The following is a 22,656-nucleotide window of genomic DNA, read 5'->3' as shown; positions in this document are numbered from 1 at the left end:
CTTCGGACCTCGCCTTTTCCATGTCCCGGAGGGGCCGTCAGGCGGCCAGGGCACATTGAGGGCACATGGGTTTTGGTGGGGGCACTGATGTGCCCTGGGCTGCGGGCGGGTCGCCGTCGTCTTCCGCCTCGGCTTCCGTTTCCGTGAAGGCGTCGTCGATCGCCTTGCGGGTACGGGTCTCGCTGGACGGCAACAGGTGCGTGTACGTGCGCAGCGTGAAGCCGGGGTCCGAGTGGCCGAGGTACTCGGAGAGCGCCTTGATGCTCTCCCCCGCGTCCAGGAGTACGGAGGCGTAGGCGTGCCGGAGGGCGTGCATGCCGTCTTCCGGAGCCGCCTGGAGGTAGCGCGCGCCGCGCTCGCGCGGAGGGATCACGCCGGCGGCCAGGGCGAGCTTCCAGGCACCCATGTTGAAAACGCTGCGGTTGTACGCCCGACTCTTCTCGTCGACGAAGAGGAGGCGGAAGGTCTTCGGTTCGCCGTCCGGCTTGGCCCAGGGCAGCGTGACGACGACGGGTGGGAACTCCTTCATGTGGGCCTTGAGAGTGGCGGCAAGTTGGGCCGGCAGGGGCACTGACCGGATCTTGTTGCCCTTGGGCAGGGCGAAGACGGGCTTCGTACCGACTAGCCGCACCTGGCGGTTGACGTGGATCCAGCCGCCCTTGAAGTCGATGTCGTCGACTGCGAAGCCGAACACCTCGCCCTGGCGCAGGCCGCAGCCGAAGGCGAGATTGCCACCGGCCTGGAAGCGCTTCGGAAGTCCGGCGACTACCGCACGTACGCGCTCCAACGACCAAGGGATGATCTTCTTCTTGGTCGCCGTCGGCAGCTTGACCGACTTCGGCTTGCAGGGGTTCTTCGGCAGCAGCCCGTCCTCCACGGCCGCACCGAGGATGCTGGAGAGGATGTCGAAGATGCCCTCGATCGTCGACACTTCAAGGCCGCTGTCCTGGAGCGTACGGACGCCCCGGACCTGTCCTTCCCCAGGATCCAGAAACGCCTGGAGAACATCGAGCCGCGGCCGACCAACCAGCCCGGCCGACGCAGGCCCAACCCCTGGCACCAGGCCACAGCCGCCGCCGAACGCATCCCCCACCACCTCGACCAGCCGGACGACGAAGCCTCCCAGGCCCACCTCGCCGCCTTCGGCGAAGCCCTCGACGCACTCCCCCTCCTTGCACCTCAGGCCCTGCGGCCCCAACTCCGAGAGGCAGCCAGCGCGTTCGAGCGTGCCACCCGCTCCCGCATCCGGGCCGAACACCACCACGCCCGCGCACTGCGCGGCGCAGTACGGGCGATGGTCCGCGAGCCCGCCCCCAAGGACAGCGCCGTCCTGGCGATGTTCCTGGACGCGGCGATCCTCATGGTCATTGCCGCTGCCCGCTGGCACCAGCTCCGCCAACACGACCAGCAAGTCGCCGCCGCCCAGCAGACACTGCTCCACCTCCAGGCTGCCTACGACCAAGCCGCAGCCGCGCCCCTGGCTGCCCTCGCGCAGCGCCAGCCACCCCAACAGGCCGTGGAGCGGCAGATCCGCCGTCTACGCCAAGTCGTGCCCGACCATGCGGAGCAGATCATCGAAGACCCCGCTTTCGCGGCTCTCACCACCGCCCTCGCCGAGGCAGAAGCAGCCGGACACGACCCGGAACGGCTTCTCCAGCAGGTCGCCGACCAGCGCGCCCTGGACGACGCCCGCCGCCCCGCACGGGTGCTGACCTGGCGCGTACAGCGACTCAGCGCAAGGCCGGCACCAAGCGCACCGGCCCGCGCAGCACAGGCCCGCAGCCGAGCACAGAGCCCCCAAGTTCCGGTGCACGCGACAGCCACCCTCACAGTCCTGCAGCAGCCGCGGGCGCGACGCCACTGATCACGTCAAACACCTCCCTCAACGACACGGCAGCCTGCGCCACCCGATCGGAGTCCAGGCTGAGGGGGCTCAATGGTCTGACCGAAGCATCGCCTGAAGCCTTCGAGCTGGTGAGTGTCCCCGTTGACGGCAAGCCGCTGCCGATCCGCAGCAGTCTCAACCGACCAAGGACTTCAAGCTGAAATTTGGTACCGCGATTGCGGTATCCGGCACATCAACGTTTTGGACTACCTGTCCGGTCCTCGATAGCAACGGATCTCACAACTGAGCGCAGCCGAGCCATCACTGAACGTTCAAGCGGCCTATCCAGGCTGGACGTTTCCCAAGAGAGGGGTGGCGTTGGTGTGGGTGCTGGACCAGGAGATGCAGTCGGCCAAGAAGGACCAGAAGTGAGCACGAACGGTCACGGAGGCTGACGACTTGACTGCTATGTCTGGCTGCTGCCTGACGGAGCGTGAGCAACTGTCAGTGCCGACAGCTAGCTTGGTTGTGTACCGCGCCCCGATCTGGGGCCCGCTCAACACACAGGCTGCGCAAGAAACGTAAGAACGGGGAACTAGGCATGACCACACTGGAAGACAAGTTGACGCGCTACAAGGCTCCGTCCCGCAACACCGAGCAAGACAAGCAGGAACGTGCCGAGCGCATGGTACGCAAGGCAGTAGAGGGCTGGAGTGGCTTCGATGGCATCGGCATTAGGTTCTTGCCGAAGGGCTCGTACAAAAATAATACCAACGTCCGTGCCGACAGCGACGTTGATATCGCAGTAATCCACAAGGGGTTTCACTACTTCAACGACGACGCCTTGCGTCCAGCAGACAAGATTGCGCGTCATCCGATCACGAGCAAGCACTACGACGGGGCCGAGTTCCGTGCGGAGCTAGAGAAAGCCATGCGCGCCGCATACGGCAGCGACTGCGACACGTCAGGTTCTACGGCTATCGAGATTGCCGAGAATGGCGGTCGCGTCAAGGCTGACGTCGTGCCTTCGTTTGAACACTGGAAATACTACTACGACACCATGGGAAGGATCCAGCACTTCGAGGGAACCACAACGCGGCGCACGAACGGCGAGTGGGTTATTAACTACCCCGAGCAGCAGTATACCAACGGGGTGGCCAAGAATAACCGCACCGGAATGCGCTACAAGCAGATGGTGCGCATCCTCAAGCGCGTGGAAAACGATCTTGTGGCAGTCGATGAAATTGAGGCACTTCCAAGCTACTTCATGGAGTGCCTGGTTTACTGCACACCAGATGGACACTTTAATCATGGAGGTCTGACACCGCTCACCGATGACATCACGCATGTTATTCGACACATTTGGAACCAGACCAAGCCCGGCGCCTCCACTGAAGACTGGCACGAGCCGAATGACATCAAGCCTCTGTTCGGTCCTGGACAGAAGTGGTCTATGGAAGACGCGCACGAACTGACGCTCAAGGCGTGGCAGAACCTGGGGCTTAACAGCTGATGGAAAACATCAAGGTTCGCATCGGCATTGGTATTGCCGCTCTCGTGTGGCTGACGCTTGCGCTGCTCGCCGGCCAGGGCTTTTCACAGGTGCCGCTCCGTATCTACTCCGTCGCTGGCACAGTTGCCGCACTTGTGTTCACCCTCTGGGAACGCTTTATCTGGAAGTGGAAAGCCGTGCGGTATTTCACGGGCGTGCCGTTGGTGGCCGGAACGTGGCGTGGTGAGCTCGTCTCCTCTTACGTCCATCCGGACGGTGCGAGCGTTCCCCCGATTTCGACGGCAATTTACATCTCCCAGTCGGCTTCTAAGTGGACGGTTACTCTGTTCACTGGAGAGTCGAAGTCGATTTCTGAGCACGCCAAGCTAATCCACGATGCTGATGGTCGATGGCGGCTTAGCTGGCAATACGTCAACACCCCTCGACCCGGTGTGCGTGACCGTAGCGAGCGGCACAAGGGTGCGGCAGAAGTGTACATCGGTTCGCAACCTGGCGAGGGACTCGAAGGAGCGTATTTCACAGATCGGCGCACTGATGGCGAGCTGCGTCTTCCTGAGTGGTCTCCTGCCCGCTACAGCAGCACTGAGTCTGCTCTTTCTGCCGACGGGTTCAACCACGCGAGCCCGTTTGTCGGGGACAAGTAGACACAGCGGCCTCCGGAGCTAGAGCTTATTAGCCGGGTATGCAAGGTGGTCTAGTCCTTCCAAATTCTATCTTTCTAGCGACCAATGCGACGCCCTCAAGGACGCCCGAAAGGAATTGAAGAAATGGCGAATGGAAAATATGCAGCTCACTATTCGGGAGCAATCTTTTCGCCCCGACTCCAGGATGGATGACAGTTACTGACTTCCAGAGAGCGACTAACGCACTCTCTCACCTAACGCTCGCCAGTAGCCCGTGCAATGCCGCTCCAGCCAGGAGGCTCCGCAGTTCTCGACTGCGGGACGGAAATAGAAATATGTGGGTCATGATTACTATCACTGCGCAAGCCGCCGTCGATTTGCCCGTTGACGAACTGGCACTGCATGTCCTCGAGGACATGATGCGGAGCAACGAGTGGAATTCGTACAACTACTGCTTGGGCTACACCCGCGACGAGAACTATAGGGCGAACGGCGGCCAAGCCATGCGGGCCATTTCTGAGGCGGTGCAATGGTTGTGGTCGCACGGGATGCTTGCTAACAAGCCAGGTGATAGCAACCCGCAGGCCATGTTTGTGACGCGTCGCGGGCATGAATCCGTTGCGCAAGATATTTCGACCGTGCGCAGCGTCAACCGCCTGCAAGAATATCTGCACCCGTTGATCGAAGCCAAGGCCCGGCGACAGTTCCTCATTGGCGAGTACGAAAACGCCATCTTCGTTTCGATGAAGGCCGTCGAGGTTCGCGTGCGGCAGTTGGCCGGCTTCGGAGACGACGCGTTTGGCACGGACCTGATGACCAAGGCTTTCAAGTCTGGCGGCCCGCTTGCCGATCCCGCCGCGCCCTCCGGTGAGGTCGACGGAACCATGATGCTCTTCCGGGGCGTGTATGCCGTACTCCGCAACCCTTCCGGGCACCGGGAAGTCTCTTTCGATGACGTAACCGAGGCATCCGAAGCAGTCATGACCGCCAGCCTGCTCATGCGGATGCTGGACAAGATCGAGTGTCGGTTGAACCATTAGTCCTCGGGTACCAGTTGGGCCATGAGGGCAGGCGGAGGTTCCTCGCTCGGTACCCTGCTCTCGCCAAAATACAAATCCCTGTTCGGTGATCTCCCGTTCAACCTCAAACCACAGTCAGGGCAGCAGTCAACCCATTACCTGTACTGCACGAAGGCACCCAGGTTCGTGCGTCCATCAGGCTCTCGACATAGGGGTTGTACGTTCGGGATCGAAGGGGCGCGCGAGACTCTCCCGGATCACGGTGTCGCTGGCACATAGAGCAGCCGTCAGTTGTCCTCGCAGCTCATCGGGGACAGTTCCTGCCCTGAGGGCGCAGGCACGCACCAGAGCGCGGCATTCCTGTGCTTGCCGGTCCGTGGCGAGCGCGGCGAACAGAGGGTGCGCCAGGATCTCGCGGGCCGCGTAGCCATCTTCGGCGTCCGTCGTCTTGCGGTGCAGTTCCTCGACGATGCGGCGCGTGCCGGGCGCCTCGGCGGAACCGATTGCGTCAAGGACGGTAAGTCCGAGCCGGATGTCGAAGACGGTCATCCCGGGTTCGGTCTTCCTCTCGGAGTAAGTCGTCGCCAAGTCCGCCAGGTGGCCGTCGATTGGCTGTCCGGCGGCGCGGCGGCACAGGACGGTCAGACATGCCGTGACGGCTTGCTCCCATGGATCGCCGGGCAACGTGTCGGCGAGGAGAGCAGCGGTCGATGCCGTGTCACCCGCGACGAGGGCGGCGAGTATGGCGACTTGGCGCCCGTCGAGCATCCGTTTGCCTACGCCTCGGTGGGCTTCGATGTGCGCTTTGGCCTCGGCCCAGCGTCCCTCGGTGGTGAGTGTGCGCGTGCCGTCGGCGAGGAGTACGCGCCACAGCCACGCGCGGACCTCGTGGCGGTCTTCGTCGCTCGCGGTGAGCTCCGCCGGTACCGCGACACCGTCGAACCGAGCAGCCGCGCCCGTCTCGACGGCCTCATACAGGTCGAGCAGTCGCTGACGTCCCTCATCGGCGCGGCCGGCACGGATCTGGAGGCGGGCGAGATTGATGACCGGTTCCAGGCCCCGGATCGCGCTCATGCCGGGCAGGGGGCAGGCGTGGAGGTAGGCGGCGGCGTGCTGGTGGCACATCTCGCGGGCGAGGTCGGAAAGGTCGAGATCGGAGGCGATGAGCGCGGCCTGGTTGTAGACGGCCGATGCGCTCCCCTGGTCGGTCTTCTTCACCGCGGTGTCGGCCAGGTCGGCGAGCGCGCGCACGCGCTCGGGCAGAGGCAGACAGGCGGGCCGGAATCGGGCGACGAGTGGAAAGCGCTGGGCTACGGGTCCGTGCGGGTCCATGGATCCCCCGGGGGCGTGAGTGAGAACTGCTGAGGCGACGGTGCCCGTCGGCCGTACGCCGACGGGCACCGTCCGCTATGCCTGGGGCGTCACCGCCAGTCGACGACGATGCGGTTCAGCGGGGTGTCGAGAGCAAAGAGGCCGGGGCGCTGCTCGATGGCAGGCGCGTCAAGGGGCTGGATCTCAAACGTGGCTTCGCGATCGCGATAGTCGCGGTCCCAGGTGCGGATGGCGTCGGCGACCCTCGCGGCCAGTTCGTCGCTGCCGGGACCGTGGCCGATGACGCCGAACTCCCAGAGCTTGCCGCCCTCGGGGGTCTGCTCCTCCGACAGGCGCCGCGCCAGGTAGGTGACGGCGCCCTTTTCGACGGCTGCGGTTGAGGAGGGGTAGGGGTCCTCGGTGAGCAGATCGCCCTTGGCGCTCTGGGGGAACAGCATCCGGATCAGGCCGGAGGGAAGGGCGCAGGTGAGGAACAGTTCCATCCATTCTGGCGACTCCATGGCGCGGACCGTCATGCCGGTCCATTCCTCGGTGCGCGGCTGGTCCAGGACACCGGCGAGGGCGTCGGCGTCGATGTTCTGCCCGGCGGGGGCCTGGAGCCGGACGGTGCCGTCCGCGCTGAGTGGGATGACTCGGCGGTCGTCGTCTGCGATGCCGCGCCGGAGCGGCATGAAGGTGTTCATCTCGCTGCCGAGGGACACCCATCGGCCGTAGCGCTGCTCGTAGGTGATGGAGCGGGAGACGCTGCCCTTGAGGCGCTGGGGGACGAGGAGCCGACCGCCGGGGGCGAGTTGCTGCAGCCAGGAGTGCGGTACGCCGTGCGCGCCCACGGTGGCGATGATCCGGTCGTACGGCGCTCCTTCGGCGTATCCGAGGGCCCCGTCGCGGGTCACGGCCCCGACGTTGGTGATCCCGGCGGCGGCGAGGTGTGCGCTGGCGCCCTCCACGAGGTCGTCGTCGACGTCCAGAGTGGTCACGTGCCCGCTCTCGCCGACCAGGTAGGCCAGCAGAGCGGCGTTGTAGCCGGTGCCGGCGCCGAGTTCGAGAACGCGCCCGCCGGGCTGGGCGTCGAGCTGGTCCAGCATGAGGGCGACGACGCCTGGCTGGGAGGCGCAGGAGATGGACGTGCCGTCGGTGTCGTACTTGATGTGCACCGGTGCGTTGGCGTAGGCGTCTTCGAGTGACGCTTCGGGCACGAACACGTGGCGGGGCACGGTCCGCAACGCGGTCTCGACGGCGGTCGTGTGGGCGTGCCCATCCGCGCGGAGCTGGTCGACCAGGGCGTTGCGGAGGCGCTCGGCGTCCGCCGTGGGGGTGGCGATTGTCTCGGCGTTCACCGCGCTGACGCTATCGGCGCCGACCGTGGTTTCGGCGGGCGATGCGGTGTTGTCGCTCGTTCCCATGACTACCTCTCGTGCGATGTTGGACAAGGCGCTTTGGTCGTCCCTTAGGAGACCGGCGCGATTGGCGTGGAAGATCACGTGATGGGCGATGACGGCGCGCAGACCGCGGGTGAGAGCGCCGCGGTTGGCGAGGTCAGCGAGCGTGGCTCCCGCCCGTTCGAAGGCGGTCACCCATTCGTCGTGCGTGTGGAGCGGGCCGTCCGGACGGCAGAGGCCGTGGGCATCGGCGGTCATCAACTTCCGCAAGGCCGGGGTAAGTTCGGCGGCTCGTTCGGGTGGCAGTGGGGAGGTGGACGGCCGGAGGGAGGCGGCCTTCGCCCACACGTCGCCCTGTTCGAACCAGTCGAGTCCGGCACCACGCATCATGGCGCTCGCGAGGAGGGTGGCGGTCTCCCGGCGTCCCAGGTGCTCCGGGCTCGGCCGGTAAGTGATCAGGTGACGGGAGTCGCTGTGGAACAGCTTGTGGGCGGCGTCCATGGCCGCCGGGCCACCGAACGCGTCGGTCTCGGGTTCGTAGGTGTACGGCAGCCATGACACGGTCGTACCGTCGCCGACGAGATCGCTCAGCAGCGACTCGATGACCGGTGAGGGCTCCTCAGCGAGGTAACGCAGCGGCCAGGGCTGCTTGTTCATGAACCACCAGCCAGTGAGCTGCCCGTCGGCCTCAGCCATGATCAGGGCCGGGCCGATGCGTTCGGCGATGACGCGCCGGGCGCTCTCACGGTCGACGAAGGTGATGTTGTGTTGCTGCCAGCGGTCGGAGGGCATGGGGGTCCTTCGGTCGACGGATCAGGCGATGAGCAGGCAGGCGTCCCAGGCGGACCGGGGCGGTGCGGCGGTGCTGAACGCGATGAGGGCCAGGGCTGTACCGGCGGCGCCGTCGAGCAGACCGGGGCCCCGTTCCTCGTCCCGAATGAGCGCCGTGGCAGTGAGTTCGGGGTCGGTGCCCGGCGGATGGACCGCAGCCAGGAGTGCCGGGATTGCGGCGCGGAGTTGGCCCACGGTCAAGGGGTGGGCGTCGTCGGCCGTACGGGCGGCGATGTGGGCGAGGCCGGCGAAGCCGTGGCACAGGCCGTTGTCCGTGGTGGCCTTGAGTTGGTCGGGATCGGTGAGTGCGGCCACGAGCGCGTTCTCCGCGTCGATCTGGCGGTCGGTGTCGCCAAGGGCGAGTGCGGCGAGTTGTTGGGCGCGGGCGAGGCCGGCGGTGCCGTAGCACCAGGAGGGCCGCCGGGGCGCGGACGGGGCGAGGCGCCCAGTACGCAACTCGTCCTGGGTGACCCAGTACGGCCAGGCCGGTCCGCGACAGGTCTCCTGCTGCCAGCGGTCCAGCCACGCCAGGATGGCGCGCAGTGCTGCGTAGTGCCCTTCGGCGAGGGTGCCGTTCCGGGCGGCGAGGGCCAGGAGGGCGAGCACGCCGCCGATGCCGTGTGCCATACCGGTGTTTGCGTGCCCGCCGGGGAATCGGTCGTCGTCCGGGCTGCCCGAGGGACCCGTCTGCGTCCACCAGCCCGGCAGGGTCTCGCCTTGGTAGGTGATCGGTTCGGTGAGGCGCACGCAGTAGTCGAGGACGGCGCGCATCGTGGAGCTGCCGGGGTCACGGCGCAGGAGATAGGCCCCGTATCCGGTGAGGCCGCGGATGGTGTCGAACTCGGCGAGCTCCGGCAGGCGTCCGGCGTCGATACGGCGATGTGCGGCGTCGAGGCGGCGTCCGGCGTCGATCTCGATCTGCCGGTCCATCGCGTTCAGGGGGCGCTGGTAGGAGCCGGGCAGGTGGTCGGCGGCGCAGGCCAGGGCGTGGGCGAAGGCGGGCGCCCCGTAGAAGGGGTGGCTGTCGGGGCCGCTGGTGAACGGCTCCCGCGAGGCGGCGGCCAGCCAGTCATGGGCGCGCTGCCACGGCCCTAGGCCGTTCGCGGCCCGCTCGATGTGTAGGAGCGCGATTCCGGGAGGGCCATAGGCGAGGTGCTGCCGGTCCGAGGACCTTGCCCGGGGTCCGAGGGGTGCCGTGTAGGGGTCGGTGAGCTGGGAGGCGACGGCGTCGACCAGGTCGAGCGCGGGGTGGGCGGTCATGGAGTCCTCCCGGTGGTGCGGGCGGTCCAGGCCAGGGCGGCGGCGCGCGCCAGGTAGAGGCACACCTCTTCCTCGGGGAAGTTCACGGCGATGTGCCGCACGAAGTGGACGTGCAGCAGGGAGGTCAGGACGTCGTCGATGGCGATGCCCTGGGTGTCCGGGCCCGGCAGGTGCGGTCGGTACGCGGCGAGTGCCGTATCCCGGTCTGCCCATCCCGACACGATGGCGTCTCCGCCCGGGACACCGCGCAGCGCCGCCCAGTCGTCGCACGGGTTGGCGAGCCGTACGGCCTCGGTGAACTGCGGGCGCGGACCGGGCGCTGGGGCTGTCGGCGGGATGTGGTCGATCAGCCACCGCATCGCCGCTTCGGTGCTGCCGAGGAACGCGGAGGCGACGGCGACGGTATGGGCCGCCACCAGCGTGCGCGGGCCGGGGCGCTGCGGCTGCGCGAGCTGGCTCAGGACGGCGCGCGAGTCCGCCCGGAACACCTCCTCGGCCGCCTCCCACGCGGCGCCCGAGCCCCAGCGGCCCATCTCGCGGTACGAGGTGGAGTACCGCAGATCGGCCAGCAGGCCGACATCGCGCAACTCGTCGGCCCAGGCGCTCACCGCATGGGCCGTCTCAGCGAAAGCTTCCGGGGCGGGGAGTGCGATGCGTACGCGAAGGTGTTGGCCCGGGTCGCGGAAACGGATGAACCACCACGGTGGGTTGCCGAGTTGTTCGAAGAGGACGGGCAAGTGCCGGGAAAGCAAGGTGTCTTGGCGGCGGACGTCTCCGTACAGAGTGGCCAGAAGTACGGGGGAGGAAGCGGGCGTCTGGATCTGGGCCGGGCAGAGGATTCGGGCCTGGGCGGGGGCGGGCAGGGGCGGCCACGCCGGCGGCCGGGTCGCCTTGAGAGCTACCACCACCTCGTGGGCTCGCCCGTCACACCAGCCGTACGCCTCCGGTTCCGGGGCCTCGACGAGCACGGCCAGGTCCGTACGGTCGAGGTGTCCGCGCAGTAGCGTCCGATGGCCGGCCTCGTCGAGGTCGAGGAAGAGGCGTCGGTCGTCCTCCACGAGGTGGACGCGGCGAGGCAGCCGCCGCCGGGCCCGCCAGTCGGTGAGCGCGGCGTCCCACTCGGCCCGAGGCCGGGCGCGGCCGGGCAGCTCGGGCGCCTCCAGCCGCCAGCGTGCCGGGGCCAGTACGGTGCGCCCGTACCGCAGGCGTGGAAGGAACGGCATCACCCCGGCGGCGCCCCAGTCGAACACGGTGACCTGGGCGCACTGGGCGCGGGACAGTTCGGTGAGGAACCGCACCAGCGGCGGAGTGTGGGTAAGCAGGTTCAACGCGTGCACCCCGACAGCCTCGACGCGGTGTCCGCGGTCAGGGGCGGCCAGGTACATGCGGCGGCCGTCGCACCCCACTGCCAAGTCCTCCGGGGTGAGGACGGAGTCCGCCGGGGCTCGGTGTTCCTGAATGCTGATCACGGTGGGCAGGACCTGCGGGGCGCGCGTGACGTGGGCGCTCTCAGGGAGCAGCGGCGGGAAAGAGAGCTGCGCGGGCACGGTGTTGCCGTCCGCAGCCGGGAGGTCGGCGAGCTCTGTGGTCAGGGCCTCGCGGTCGGCGGGGGTCAGCACGCTGAGGAACCGGCCCGTGGAGACGCCAGCGCCTCGGGACACGCTCACGACCTCCAGCCGGAACCGCCCGCGCTGCAACTCTCCCAAGCCGGCCGCGTGCACCCTCACACCCACCTCCAAGTGCGGCGGCACCCGAGGCTCGTCCGGCCCCACATCCAGGGCCGAAACCAGGTCGTCGGTGAGCAGCACCTCGTCGCGGCCGTCGAGTACGGCGGCCTGCGCCAGTCGTACGAGGACGTCGTCCCGGGCGGAGAGGCCAGGCCGACGCGCGCCGGCCGGACTGCCCGGGTAGCCGTCGGGATACCCGGTGCCGCTGTCCGCCACGACCTCCTGGAGCGGCACCATCGTGCCGATGCCGTACCGCTCGTAGAACCGCTGGTGGTACTCGCCCCACGCCGCGGTCCCGTACGGACGGGTGCTCAACCGGGTCAGGATGAGGGCCGCACGCTCGATCTCCCGGGCTACTTCGTCCGGCAGAACGATCTGCGCGTCCAGGCGCAGGTCGAGCGCGACGGGGTGGCGGCGCATGCCGGGCACGAGGGCCCGCATCCGTGCTGCGACGCTGTCCCGGCCACCGCGCGTGGCGCACTCCCCCAGTCCCGCCCGGACCGCGCGAAGCTCACGCACCGTCTCCGCGACCGGAGCAAGGGATCCGGCACCGATCGCGTCGAGTTGGCCGAGCAGATAGCCGAGGACGTCGGTCTCGGTGCTCGGCGCGCGCAAGCTCGTGATCAGCACCCGCCGCCTGATCAGCTCCGCCAGCAGACGACGCGCCCGCTCCGCCCCTGCCTCGGGGAACTCTGCCCGGAGCTTGTCCCCGAGCATTCCGACCTGGATCGGTGCCCGGGCCGCGGCGAGGACCGCGCGCACCGGTGTGGTCAGGGCCAGGGACGTCTCGACCGCGCGAGTCCGGTCGTCCTGAACGTCGGGCTGGAACGGCACGATGAGCCGGTCTCCCCGGCTGGACACGGTGTTGTTGACGACGACGGGCAGTCGTTCGAGGAGATCCGGGCATGATTCCAACCGTTTGATCACGGCGGCCAGCCATTCTGCTCCCGCGCGGCCGACGGCCAGGTGATCCGCGCCCCAGCCTGCACTCGCCTGCGGACCGAATTCCGTGGTGGTCACGCCGGCGAACAGGCCGAAAGGCGTGGCCCGGTGCTCGGCCCGCAGTAGATAGCGGGCTACGGACTGCGCCGCGCGCCGTACGTCTCGCAGAGGAGGCCGCTCCGCCTTACACAGCGCCAGTAATTGCGCGGCGAGAACCGGGCTGGAGTGTTGCAGTGCCTCGGCGACATCCTGGTTCGCCCAGACCGCACGCAGCCACGCAGCACAGGCCGCCAAGCTGCTGGGCGAGCGGTCATCGAGGTCAGGACACGGAGGAACCGGCAGCGACGGCCGGGCTACGGCGCGCACGAGAGCTGTTGTGCCGGTTCGGAACGCTGCAGGCGGAGCAATCACCAACTACCTCCGTGGGGCGTGGGGACGGGCGGCTGGTGCCGCCACGCCGGGGCGCGGCGGCACCAGCCCGGAGTGACCTGAGGTTCGGTCAGGCGACGTTGGTGGTGCAGGCTCCGCAGGTGGAGCCGCAGCCGTCGTCGGTCAGATTGACCAGGCCCGCCGGGTCGGCGATCTCGACGAGGGAAACGTCCAGGTCGAAGCCGTCCGATGATCCTGGGGTCTGCGGGTGTACTTCGGTATGGCTGGGAACTACGCGGTTACTGGTCATGCTCCAACTCCTCGTAATCGTTGGTGTGTTGCTGGACGATGGTGCCCACCAGGACCCATCACGCGGAGCGTTGCCGGACGGCCCGCTCCCGGACGGTTCCTGGCCCACCCGGCACGAGGGGACGTGACCGCGAAGAATTCCTCGCGGGCCGCCTGCCTCGCACCGGGAAGTCGTGTGCCGGGAGTCTGATCAAGCGGTCGCCGGTTGCCGCTCCATGAAGTCGCCGAGTGCCTGAGCCTTGAGGCGGTCGAGGCACGGCTCGCACGCGTAGATGGGGGCGTGTTGCCCGTCCCACTGCACCGGCCATCTGCTGGCGGGGGCGGAGGTGGGCGACGTGCGGGAGCGGCAGCCTCTCCGTGGCCGGGTCTTCACGCGCCGTCCTTGATACGGAGTTCGGCCCAGACTTCTTTGCCCCATGGGCGCCTGCCCGAGCCGTGCAGGTCGTATCCCCAGCGGTCGGCGACTGCGTCGATGAGGAACAACCCGCGGCCCGACTCGTCATCGTCATCGGCCTGGCTGAGAGCCGGCAAGCGCGCTGGCTCCCGGTCCAACACCCCGACACGTAGCCGTGTCGCGCTCGGACGCTCGACCAACAGGCGGATCTCGTGGCACGGGGTGTGCCTGGCGGCGTTCGCGATCAGCTCTGTGACGATCAGCGCGGCCTGGTCGGCGAGGCTGTCGAGGCGCCATATGCCGAGGACGTCCCGGAGGAGCCGGCGGCCGATCTCGGCCGTGGACGGCTCGCAGGGGAAGGTCTGGCTATAGGCGGGGTGGCCGACGGAGGCGATGTGAACTCGCGTAGTGAGACTCGTCATTGGGGGAGCCTTCGGGTTGTCTCGGCGCCCGGCCCACCCCTGCGGGGGAACCTCAAGGGCGGGCCGGGCCGTCAACAGCCGCCCGCACGGTGGGGCGTGGCGAGCGACCGACAACAAGACAACTCCCTTTCAGGGCAAGGTGATTAGGGCGATCAGCTGTCCGTCCCACGGAAGGACCTAGGGCGATTTGACCTTCCTTTTACCTGGTGGGTGAGGGGGCGGGAGAGCTACCGTGCGGGGATGGACACCACGCGCAACACCGTTCTTGAGGCGTGGATGGCCGAACACGGCTACAGCTCCAACAGCCTTGCTGACGCTGTGAACAGGGCCTTAGAGCAGTTGACCGGGCGGCCTGGCGGCCTCGACGGCTCATCGGTCCGGGACTGGAAAGCAGGCCGGGTCACATGGCCCAAATCGGCTACCCGCAAGGCACTTGAGGACGTCAGCGGTCTGCCCGCCATCGCTCTAGGGTTCGTGCCACGGGGCCGGACTCCGTCCACCCCAGCCCCACCGCAGCAGGAGGACCCCGACATGAAGCGCCGTACCCTCGTCGGCGGCATCGCGGCGGCTGCCGCCGCAGCAGCCGCGCCCGGCACCGCAACGCGCCGCATCGGCATGAGCGACGTAGACCGCCTCCAGAAGCGCTTCGCCGAGATCATCGCCAGCGACCACCGCCACGGCGGCCAACTCGGCATCGAGCAACGGGCCGCCGCACTCGCCGACGAGGCCCTGAACCTCCAGAACGCCGGCAGCGCCAGCCAGCGCGTACGCAGCAGCCTCTACGCCTCCGCAGCGGCGTTCCGTTCCTCGGCGATGTGGGCCGCCATCGACGGCCGCCGCTACGACGTCGCCAAGGCACACATGCGTGAGGCCCAGGCTCTCGCCGAGATGTCCGGCGATCAGGCGATCAAGTTCCGCATCTGGAGCCACGCGGGAACCATGTACCGGCACATGGGCCGTCCCGCCGACGCGTTCGCCGCCAACGACGTCGCCCGCAACCTGCATCTCACACGCCGAGACCCCCTGTTCGCCTCCCTCGGCCTGGCCCGCCAGGGCGCCATCCACGGCGCGGCGCAGGACCGCATGGGTACCCGCCGGGCATTCGAGCAGGCGCAGGAGGCCATGCTGCGCGCCGACCCCGCCGACTACCGGCCGGTGTGGATGCTCGCCTTCTACGACCAGGCCGAACTGGACTCCCTGGCCCTGTCAGCGCACTTGGCGCTCGGCGACTACTCGACCGCCGAGTACCACGCCCACCGCTGCCTGTCCGCCCTCCGACCCCACATGATCCGGTCCCGGGCCATCACCACGACCCGACTCGCGCACGCTCAGCTCGCGCAGGGTGCCCCCGACGCAGCCACGGCCACCGCGATGAAGGTCCCCGCCGAGGCCGCTACCCAACATGCCCGCGTCACGCGCATGCTGCAGGAGTTCGGGGCCGCGCTACGCGCCACCGCGCCGGGCAGCTCCAGCGCGCAGACCTGGACCGAGCACGCAGCCACCTGGAGGATGGCCGCATGACCACGGCACCCGCCATCGACCTGCGCACCTTCACCACCCTCGACACCGTCCGCGGCGACCTCCTCGACGTGTACGCCGACGTGCGCGCCCCACTGCTCCACCTGCCGAACTACGCGGTCACCGCCTTCGGCGAGCGCCTGGACCGACACAGCACCGAGCCGGGGTTCGTGGCCGTCCTCGCGTACGCGGACGGGCACCCGGTCGGCTACGCGTACGGCAACACAATCGAGCACGGCGACCGGTACTGGCAGCGCACCAGCCCGACGCCGGCGGACAAGTACACCGAGCGTCCGGCCGTGGCCCTGAAGGAGATCGGCGTCCGGCCGACCTGGCGGAAGACCGGCACCGCCCGCCGCATCCATGACGCCCTCCTCGCCACATGCGACGAGCCGTACGTCACGCTCATGGTCAACCCGGCCGCAGGCGACGGAAAGGTCCACGCGCTCTACAAGTCGTGGGGGTACGAGGACATCGGGCAGAGCCAGCCGTCACCGGCCTCGCCGGTACTCACCGTGATGATCCGCGCCAGCCGCTGACTAATTAGGTGTCGAGCCGGATCGCCTTCAGCCGTTCGCCGCAGCAGCCAGGGCAACGAGCCTCGGGCGTCTCGGCCACACGCGCCGCACGAGCCGCGCTCCGGGCCGGTTACCCGCGATCATTCCAGTTTCACGAGCTGATCCAGCTCATGTGCTGGGCGGCCCACCAGAGCACGGCCACTACCGCCAGACTGCCGGCCGCCTTGGCCACGCCGCTCAGGAATGCCAGCGCCACCGTCCGCCGGACGCAGCGGACGCCCTCCGGGGAAACCTTGATCCTCATCGCCTTGGCCACCGGGCGGACGACCACGCACACCAGCACAAGACTGCCGATCAGCGCGGCCACCAGGAGGGGAGACGTTGCCACACCCTGGACCACCGCAACCCCGGTCAGCGCCTCCGTTAGAACCCCTGTGAAGTCCTTCATGCCCTTCCCTTTCTTCGCTCTCCGCTCGTACCTGAACGGAAATGACGATTCCGTCTGGAGGGGAAGGAGCGTGGTGTTCGCGAACGCACCGCGAACACACCGCGAACGCTCATCCAGGCACCGGGATCGTCCATTGGGAACGACGGCACCACGGCCATGGCACAGCTCGGCCCTGGCAGGATGTACGGGTGACCACACCGTCAGGATCACCGGTCGACGCGCTCCAGCGGTTCGGTGGCCTTCTTCGGCAACTGCGCAAGGAGGCCGGGCTGACGGTGCGTGGCCTGGCCGACGTTCTCGGCGTGAGTGGCTCGACGATCTCCAAGACGGAGAATGGCCGTCACGCCATGCCTCCGGACTTCTACATGGTCAAGAGCTGGGTCACAAAGTGCCAGGACCACGCGAGGACCCGCAGCAGAAGCCTGTCCGTCTCGGTGGACGTCGACTGGTGGCGCACGCAGCATGGACAGCTTGAGCATCTGAGTTCCCAGCGTTGGGAGGCTGCCCGTGCTGGTCAGGACTGGCCAGCACGGATACCGGTGTCGCAGTGGGACCCACTGCGACTCGGTGTCCGCCGGGCCATCACCGTCACTTCGGCCGATGCGGGCCGCCCCTTCAGCTCTGCAAGGGGCGTGTTTCGAGTACCTCCCAGCGGGGAGCTGCCACTGCTCCCGCCGTATGCGGAGCGTGACCACGACCGTCGACTTCGGGCATTCCTCGCCCGCACGTTTGCGAACACGTGCGTGGTGGCCATCGGGGACTCTTCGAGCGGCAAGACCCGCACCATGTGGGAGGCGGTGCTCAGGTGCCGCGCCGACTGGGCGCTGATCCGCCCGGATAGCGCGGCCGATCTCGCGCGCCTTGCTGTCGCGCGCATCGGCCCGAACACGGTGGTGTGGCTGGACGAGTTCCACTCGTACCTGCTGGACGCCGATGCCGGGGCCGCAGCCGCCCGGGCACTGGGCATGCTCATGGAGGCACCCGGCCCGTGCCTGATCATCGGGTCGATGTGGCCGCGCCACTGGGACGAGCTCACTCGTCGACCGGAACAGGGTGCTGACCATCATCGACTGGCCAGGGAGTTCTTGGAGAATCACGTCGAGGAGATCGGTGTTCCCGACTCCTTCGCCCAGGACTCAGCCGCACAGGAGCTGCTGCGGCACCATGCCGCGCACGATCCCAGACTGGCCATCGCCCATGAGACAGCAGGCGAGCGCTGGCGGGTCACCCAGACGCTGTCCGGCGGCCGCCAGTTGGTGAGCCGGTACGAGCGGGGTGGTGACCGACACGGAACAGCGATTATGTCTGTCGCTATGGACGCGCGGCGACTAGGGATTCACGGTCCCTACACCGCTGCCTTCCTCCGCGCCGCCGTCGACGACTACCTTCCGGTCGGTTCCGAGCGCGTTGGAAGGGAGGACTGGTTCGAACGTGCGCTGGCGTCCACCAGCGAGGAAGTCCATGGCATCGCGGCTCTCACCCCGGTGCGCAACGCATCCGGCGTTGGTGAGGCCGACGGGTTCGTCCTCCATGAGTACCTCGCACAGCACGGTGAGCGGACACGGCAGCACCTGCGTATCCCCGCCTCACTGTGGGACGCGCTCAGCTCCGGGGCCGACGCAGGCTTTGCACCGGGCAGCATCGACGCGACCGCCCATGTCGATGCTCCTGAGACGCTGCACCGGCTGGGGACCATTGCCCGCATCCGGATGTTGTACGGGTACGCCGAACAGTTCCTGTGGCGAGCCGCCCAGGCGGGCGCCACGGCCGCGTACTTGGATCTGGCCGACCTCCTCACCGACCAGGAGCGGCATGACGAGAGCGACCAGGTACTGCAACTGGCTATCCCCACCCAGCCATACGCCCACGTCTACCGTGCTCGCCGGTTCTCTAAGCAGGGACGCGTTGACGATGCCATGGCCTCATACATCGCAGGCGCTGAAGCATGCGACGACACTTTGGGAAGGGGAACGGGCGTCCATCCGCGTCTCGAGATGGCTGAGATGCTCAGCCGCCATGACCGTGTGGAGGAAGCGATCGCCGTGTGGCAGGAGGCCAGCGACGCCGGACTGCCGGTCGACCGCACACAATTCGCCGATCTTCTAGCCAAGCAGGGCAGGCTCTCAACGGCTGTTGCCGAACTGCGTAAGGACATCAACCGGGGATCTGGGCTCGCTCGCAGCAGCCTGGTCCATTTCCTCGCCAGGCACGGGATGATCGATGAGGCTCTCACCGAGCTTCGTGCCGCAGATCCTGAGGACCTCAACTGCGGTATCACCCATGTAGCGCGGCTGCTGATCCGGCAGGGGAACAAGGACGAGGCATTCATGGAACTGCGCGATGCAGCCGACCGGGGCGACCTCATTGCTCGACGCGAGCTGGGACGCATCCTCGAACAGGATGGTCAGACCGCCGAAGCCCTACGCGAACACCGCCTGGCTGGCGCGCGCGACGACCTGATCCGCCTCCTGAAGGCGCGCGGGGAAGACGAGGCTGTCCGTGCCGAACTGCAGGCGGCGATCGAGAGCCTGCAGGAGGCGGCGGACGCCGGCGATACCCGCGCGCGGGTGCAACGCGGCTTTTTGTATGCCCAGATGGGAGACCTTTCCCAGGCATTCATGGAACTGCGTATCGCCGCCGACAACGGCCACGAACTAGCTCGATTTGCCCTCGCACAGTTGCTGGAGAGCCACGGGCAGGCCGAGGATGCCATCAACGAAGTGGTGACCGCTGGGCAAGTCGGAGCCCTCGACATCCGGGAAGAACTCATCCGGATGCTCAACAAGCAAGGCAAGAACGATCTCGCCCGACTAATCAGTCGTTACGGACTACTCCCTGACGGAACACCGCCCGACCAGCCTGGGCCATAACGGGCGGCATGGTGAGCTTCCACAACCTCCGTCAGCTCCGCCCGCGTACAAACCTACAAATGTGACGAGGTGATCCAGCTGAAGCAAGAGCTATCCGCGTCGGCGCGGTGAGGGTAGCCCCGACGATACGGCCGTGGCCAGCAGACCCCGGGGCTTCCAGCGTGGTCCTGTTCAGCAGCCGTCCCTTCGTGAGCGATGCGTGAGCGGATGATGCGACACGAGCCGTCATGCGGTGGATCGCCCCTAACAGCGAGTGCGTTCTGACCAGGTGCTTCCGGACCCCGAGGCCGCACCCGGAACCACTCAGCACGCCCCGCCAGGACTTTAATCCATTGGGTGTCGTTCGAGTCCCACAGGCTTACCGGACGGAACCGCAGGCAAACATTCTGACTCACGGCTTCTTTCGTTCACGGGGGTGTCGGAGGACGAGGGGCGCCGCTGCATCGCGCAGGCTCTGGAGAAGGACCGCAGATGCTGGGACACCCGGTTGTCCGGCCACGGGAGGCGAGACGCAACGGAGGGCCAGCCGGTCAGGAGCTGAGTAACGACTGGCTCTGATCCCAACCAACCCACCAGGGCACATCCAGGGCACATGAGCCTGGGAAACGGTGTTGACCCGTGAGAACTACGGAGAGCAGTTTCCCCAGGTCAACGCACTTTTCCCTGCGAAACCCCAGGTCAGCCCCCTCCCGCTCCCATTCGCTGCACGAGTGGCAGGACTTCTCGCATCGGCTGCATGAGGCGGGGCATCAGCCTTATTGCCTGGTGTGGCCGTGAGCTGAGGGTTTCGGTGTTTCCGGAACGGTTTTCAGATCGGCGTCGCGTCGTGGAGCCGCTCGTCGGTGATCCGGCTCTGCTGGGCTCCGGTGCCGGCACCGGTTCTGGCACCGCCTGACGTGTCCCCTCAGGGGTGCGGGGCCGTGACCGGTCCCCCGCCCCGGTCGCGGCCCCGCTGGTGTGGACGTGGTCAGCAGCAGCCTTCCGTGGTCGTCGAGGTCGTGCAGCACGGGCTCGACTGCTGCTTGGTCAGGGTGTCTGCGTCGGACTTGACGACGTACACCTCCCAGGGTTCCTGGCCGGGGCCGTGGACCCAGACCTTGTCCTGGACGGCGTAGCAGCAGGTGGTGTCGTTCTCCTGGGCCGTGGGCAGGCCGGCTTCGGTCAGGCGGGTGGTGGCGGTGCGGACGGCTTCGGTGCTGTCGACCTCCACGCCGAGGTGGTCCATGCGGGTCGTCTCGCCTGCCGTGCCTTCGATGAGGACGAGCTTGAGCGGGGGCTCGGCGATGGCGAAGTTGGCGTAGCCGTCACGGAGTTTGGCGGGCTCGGTGCCGAAGAGTTTCGTGTAGAAGGCGACGGACGCGGTGAGGTCGGGGACGCGGAGGGCTAGCTGTACGCGAGATGTCATGGCGAACCTCCTGGGGTGGGTGGGGAGTTCAGCAGCCGCCGGTGCCGATCTGGAGCGTGGTGGGGGTGGCGCAGCAGCCGCCGGCCGGCTCTTCGGCGTTGCCCGGTTCGTCGAACAGGCCCGCGCCGCCGCAGACTCCGGTCTCCGGCAGGGTCAACTCGACCCGCTCGGCGGCTTCCTGGTCGCCCGCGAGTGCCGCGGCGATGGAGCGGACCTGCTCGTAACCGGTCATGGCGAGGAACGTGGGGGCGCGGCCGTAGGACTTCATACCGGCCAGGTAGAGGCCCTGTTCGGGGTGGGACAGCTCCTTCACACCGTGCGGGTAGACCGTGCCGCAGGAGTGCACGTTCGGGTCGATCAGCGGGGCGAGGGCGGTGGGAGCCTGGAGGCGTTCGTCGAGGCCGAGGCGGATCTCGGAGAGGAAGGAGAGGTCGGGGCGGAGCCCGGTCAGGACGATCACCTCGTCGACCGGGTCGAGGCGGCGGCCGTCGTCCGCGACGAGAGCGAGGCGGTCGCCGTCGCGCTCGACGGCCTCCGTGCGGAAACTGGTCACCGCGGAGGCGTGTCCGTCCTCGACGGCCGCCTTGGCGCGTAGGCCGAGGGCGCCGCGGGCGGGCAGTTCGTCGGCCTCACCACCGCCGTAGGTGCCGGCGCCGATACCGCGGCGCAGGATCCACACCGCGTGGGTGCCGGCCTCCTGCTTCGCCAGGTCGGCCAGTTGGGCGAGTGCGGTGAAGGCGGAGGCGCCGGAGCCGACGACCGCGGTGCGCCTGCCCGCGTACCGGGCGCGTACGGCCGGGTCGTCGAGGTTCGGGACGCGGTAGGAGATGCGGTCGGCCGCCGACTTCTCGCCGAGGGCGGGGAGACCGTTGGCGCCCATCGGGCTGGGGGTCGACCAGGTGCCGGAGGCGTCGATGACCGCGCGGGCCGTGATGCGCTCCTCATGGCCGTCGGCGGTGCGCAGGTGCACGGTGAACGGCTGCTCCTCGCGGCCCGCGTCGACGATGCGGTCCCGGCCCGCGCGGGCCACACCGGTGACCGTCGCGTCGTAGCGGACCCGGTCGCCGAGGACGTCGGCCAGCGGCTGGAGGTAGCGCTCGGCCCAGTCGCCGCCCGTGGGGTAGGCGGCGGCGTCGGGGCGCACCCACCCGGTCGGGGCGAGCAGCTTCTCGGCGGCCGGGTCGGTGACCTCGGCCCAGGTCGAGAAGAGGCGTACGTGCGCCCAGCCCCGCACGGCCGTGGCGGCGGACGGGCCGGCCTCCAGGACGAGCGGTTGCAGACCTCGCTCGACGAGGCGGGCGGCTGCGGCGAGGCCGATCGGGCCTGCTCCGACGACCACTACGGGCAGGTGGCCGTTGTTGGACGCGCTCACGACGATTCCCCTTTGGCTTTTGTTTCGACATCCGTCGATCTCCTTGCTCCGCCAGACTCCCACTTGCATCGACAGTCGTCAACATAGACAGCTATCGAATTTATCGGCGCCCACGCCACCCGCCCCAACTACTTCGACATGTGTCAACATAGATGTATGTCGAATGCCAAGGCACTGCCCCTGCTGGAGCGCGAGCCGGCCGCCGGGGTCGCGGTGCCCTGCTGCCCACCGCTGACCGAGCGGCCCCTGACCGCCGACGAGGCGGAGCGGACCGCCGGGATGTTCAAGGCCCTCGGCGATCCGGTGCGGCTGCGCCTGTTCTCGCTGGTCGCCTCGCACGAGGGCGGCGAGGCGTGCGTCTGCGACATCTCCGACGTCGGCGTCTCGCAGCCGACCGTCTCCCACCACCTGAAGAAGCTGCGCGAGGCCGGACTGCTCACCTCCGAACGCCGCGGCACATGGGTGTACTACCGGGTGGAGCCGTCCGTGGTGGCCGCGATGGGGCAGATGCTGAAGATCGCCGGCTCATGACCTCCGGCCGACGACGCCCGCCCCGCATCGGCCGACGGACCTCCGCCGG

The 22,656-nt window shown here is 68.0% G+C and carries 16 protein-coding genes and 2 pseudogenes; 8 read left to right on the top strand and 10 right to left on the bottom strand.

Going from position 1 to position 22,656, the window contains the following annotated elements; translation table 11 throughout:
* Positions 1-37 precede the first annotated feature (37 nt).
* Positions 38-961: pseudogene (locus tag P1P75_RS08735) on the bottom strand (tyrosine-type recombinase/integrase); the annotation flags it as partial.
* Here P1P75_RS08735 and P1P75_RS08730 point away from each other — a divergent pair.
* The 4 genes and pseudogenes from P1P75_RS08730 to P1P75_RS08715 all read left to right on the top strand — a co-directional run.
* Positions 962-1,864 (top strand): annotated as a pseudogene (locus tag P1P75_RS08730) (mobilization protein); the annotation flags it as partial.
* 562 nt (positions 1,865-2,426) lie between these two features.
* Positions 2,427-3,338: a nucleotidyltransferase gene (locus tag P1P75_RS08725; RefSeq protein ID WP_319253216.1), complete on the top strand. Its 912-nt coding sequence runs from the start codon at positions 2,427-2,429 to the stop codon at positions 3,336-3,338.
* Positions 3,338-3,982 (top strand): hypothetical protein, encoded by a 645-nt coding sequence (locus tag P1P75_RS08720; RefSeq protein ID WP_319253214.1) that lies wholly within the window; start codon positions 3,338-3,340, stop codon positions 3,980-3,982. Before P1P75_RS08725 ends, P1P75_RS08720 begins: the two co-directional genes overlap by 1 nt.
* Positions 3,983-4,305: 323 nt before the next feature.
* On the top strand, positions 4,306-5,001 hold the full coding sequence (locus P1P75_RS08715; protein ID WP_319253212.1) for a TIGR02391 family protein: 696 nt from the start codon (positions 4,306-4,308) through the stop codon (positions 4,999-5,001).
* A 174-nt stretch (positions 5,002-5,175) separates the two neighbouring features.
* Here the strand turns inward: P1P75_RS08715 and P1P75_RS08710 are convergent, their stop codons facing one another.
* The 6 genes from P1P75_RS08710 to P1P75_RS08685 all read right to left on the bottom strand — a co-directional run bounded on the left by P1P75_RS08710 (position 5,176) and on the right by P1P75_RS08685 (position 13,945).
* Positions 5,176-6,312, bottom strand: coding sequence for a hypothetical protein (locus P1P75_RS08710; protein WP_319253210.1), 1,137 nt, complete (start codon positions 6,310-6,312; stop codon positions 5,176-5,178).
* Positions 6,313-6,401: 89 nt separating this feature from the next.
* A complete protein-coding gene (fxlM, locus tag P1P75_RS08705) occupies positions 6,402-8,483 on the bottom strand; it encodes a methyltransferase, FxLD system (protein WP_319253208.1) in 2,082 nt (693 codons plus the stop codon).
* Between the two features lie 21 nt (positions 8,484-8,504).
* The gene (locus P1P75_RS08700) at positions 8,505-9,782 is read right to left on the bottom strand and encodes a lanthionine synthetase C family protein (protein ID WP_319253206.1); all 1,278 of its coding nucleotides are present in this window, start codon (positions 9,780-9,782) and stop codon (positions 8,505-8,507) included.
* Complete coding sequence (locus P1P75_RS08695) at positions 9,779-12,745, bottom strand: lantibiotic dehydratase (RefSeq protein WP_319253205.1); 2,967 nt, start codon at positions 12,743-12,745, stop codon at positions 9,779-9,781. The genes P1P75_RS08700 and P1P75_RS08695 overlap by 4 nt, the downstream gene beginning before the upstream one ends.
* Positions 12,746-12,950: 205 nt before the next feature.
* Positions 12,951-13,130, bottom strand: coding sequence for an FxLD family lanthipeptide (locus P1P75_RS08690; RefSeq protein ID WP_319253203.1), 180 nt, complete (start codon positions 13,128-13,130; stop codon positions 12,951-12,953).
* A gap of 368 nt (positions 13,131-13,498) precedes the next feature.
* Positions 13,499-13,945: an ATP-binding protein gene (locus P1P75_RS08685; RefSeq protein WP_319253201.1), complete on the bottom strand. Its 447-nt coding sequence runs from the start codon at positions 13,943-13,945 to the stop codon at positions 13,499-13,501.
* 240 nt (positions 13,946-14,185) lie between these two features.
* Between P1P75_RS08685 and P1P75_RS08680 the strand changes: the two genes are divergently transcribed.
* Both P1P75_RS08680 and P1P75_RS08675 read left to right on the top strand, forming a co-directional pair.
* The gene (locus P1P75_RS08680; RefSeq protein ID WP_319253199.1) at positions 14,186-15,466 is read left to right on the top strand and encodes an XRE family transcriptional regulator; all 1,281 of its coding nucleotides are present in this window, start codon (positions 14,186-14,188) and stop codon (positions 15,464-15,466) included.
* Positions 15,463-16,002, top strand: coding sequence for a GNAT family N-acetyltransferase (locus tag P1P75_RS08675; RefSeq protein ID WP_319253197.1), 540 nt, complete (start codon positions 15,463-15,465; stop codon positions 16,000-16,002). Before P1P75_RS08680 ends, P1P75_RS08675 begins: the two co-directional genes overlap by 4 nt.
* A 130-nt stretch (positions 16,003-16,132) precedes the next feature.
* Here P1P75_RS08675 and P1P75_RS08670 read toward each other — a convergent pair whose 3' ends face one another.
* Positions 16,133-16,429, bottom strand: coding sequence for a hypothetical protein (locus P1P75_RS08670; RefSeq protein WP_319253194.1), 297 nt, complete (start codon positions 16,427-16,429; stop codon positions 16,133-16,135).
* A 188-nt stretch (positions 16,430-16,617) separates the two neighbouring features.
* On the opposite strand from P1P75_RS08670, the gene P1P75_RS08665 reads away from it, so the two are divergent.
* Positions 16,618-19,299, top strand: coding sequence for a helix-turn-helix domain-containing protein (locus tag P1P75_RS08665; protein ID WP_319253192.1), 2,682 nt, complete (start codon positions 16,618-16,620; stop codon positions 19,297-19,299).
* A gap of 967 nt (positions 19,300-20,266) precedes the next feature.
* Here the strand turns inward: P1P75_RS08665 and P1P75_RS08660 are convergent.
* Together P1P75_RS08660 and P1P75_RS08655 are read right to left on the bottom strand one after the other, a co-directional pair.
* Positions 20,267-20,704 (bottom strand): ArsI/CadI family heavy metal resistance metalloenzyme, encoded by a 438-nt coding sequence (locus P1P75_RS08660; RefSeq protein WP_319253190.1) that lies wholly within the window; start codon positions 20,702-20,704, stop codon positions 20,267-20,269.
* 28 nt (positions 20,705-20,732) lie between these two features.
* Positions 20,733-22,076: an NAD(P)-binding domain-containing protein gene (locus P1P75_RS08655; protein ID WP_319253189.1), complete on the bottom strand. Its 1,344-nt coding sequence runs from the start codon at positions 22,074-22,076 to the stop codon at positions 20,733-20,735.
* A 156-nt stretch (positions 22,077-22,232) separates the two neighbouring features.
* Between P1P75_RS08655 and P1P75_RS08650 the strand changes: the two genes are divergently transcribed.
* Positions 22,233-22,607 (top strand): metalloregulator ArsR/SmtB family transcription factor, encoded by a 375-nt coding sequence (locus P1P75_RS08650; RefSeq protein ID WP_319253188.1) that lies wholly within the window; start codon positions 22,233-22,235, stop codon positions 22,605-22,607.
* Positions 22,608-22,656 lie beyond the last annotated feature (49 nt).

It is taken from the genome of Streptomyces sp. ID05-39B (assembly GCF_033794725.1).
Lineage (GTDB): Bacteria > Actinomycetota > Actinomycetes > Streptomycetales > Streptomycetaceae > Streptomyces > Streptomyces bobili.
The sequence above is the reverse complement of the archived record's forward strand: the minus strand, read 5'-3'. Positions and strand labels throughout refer to the sequence as shown.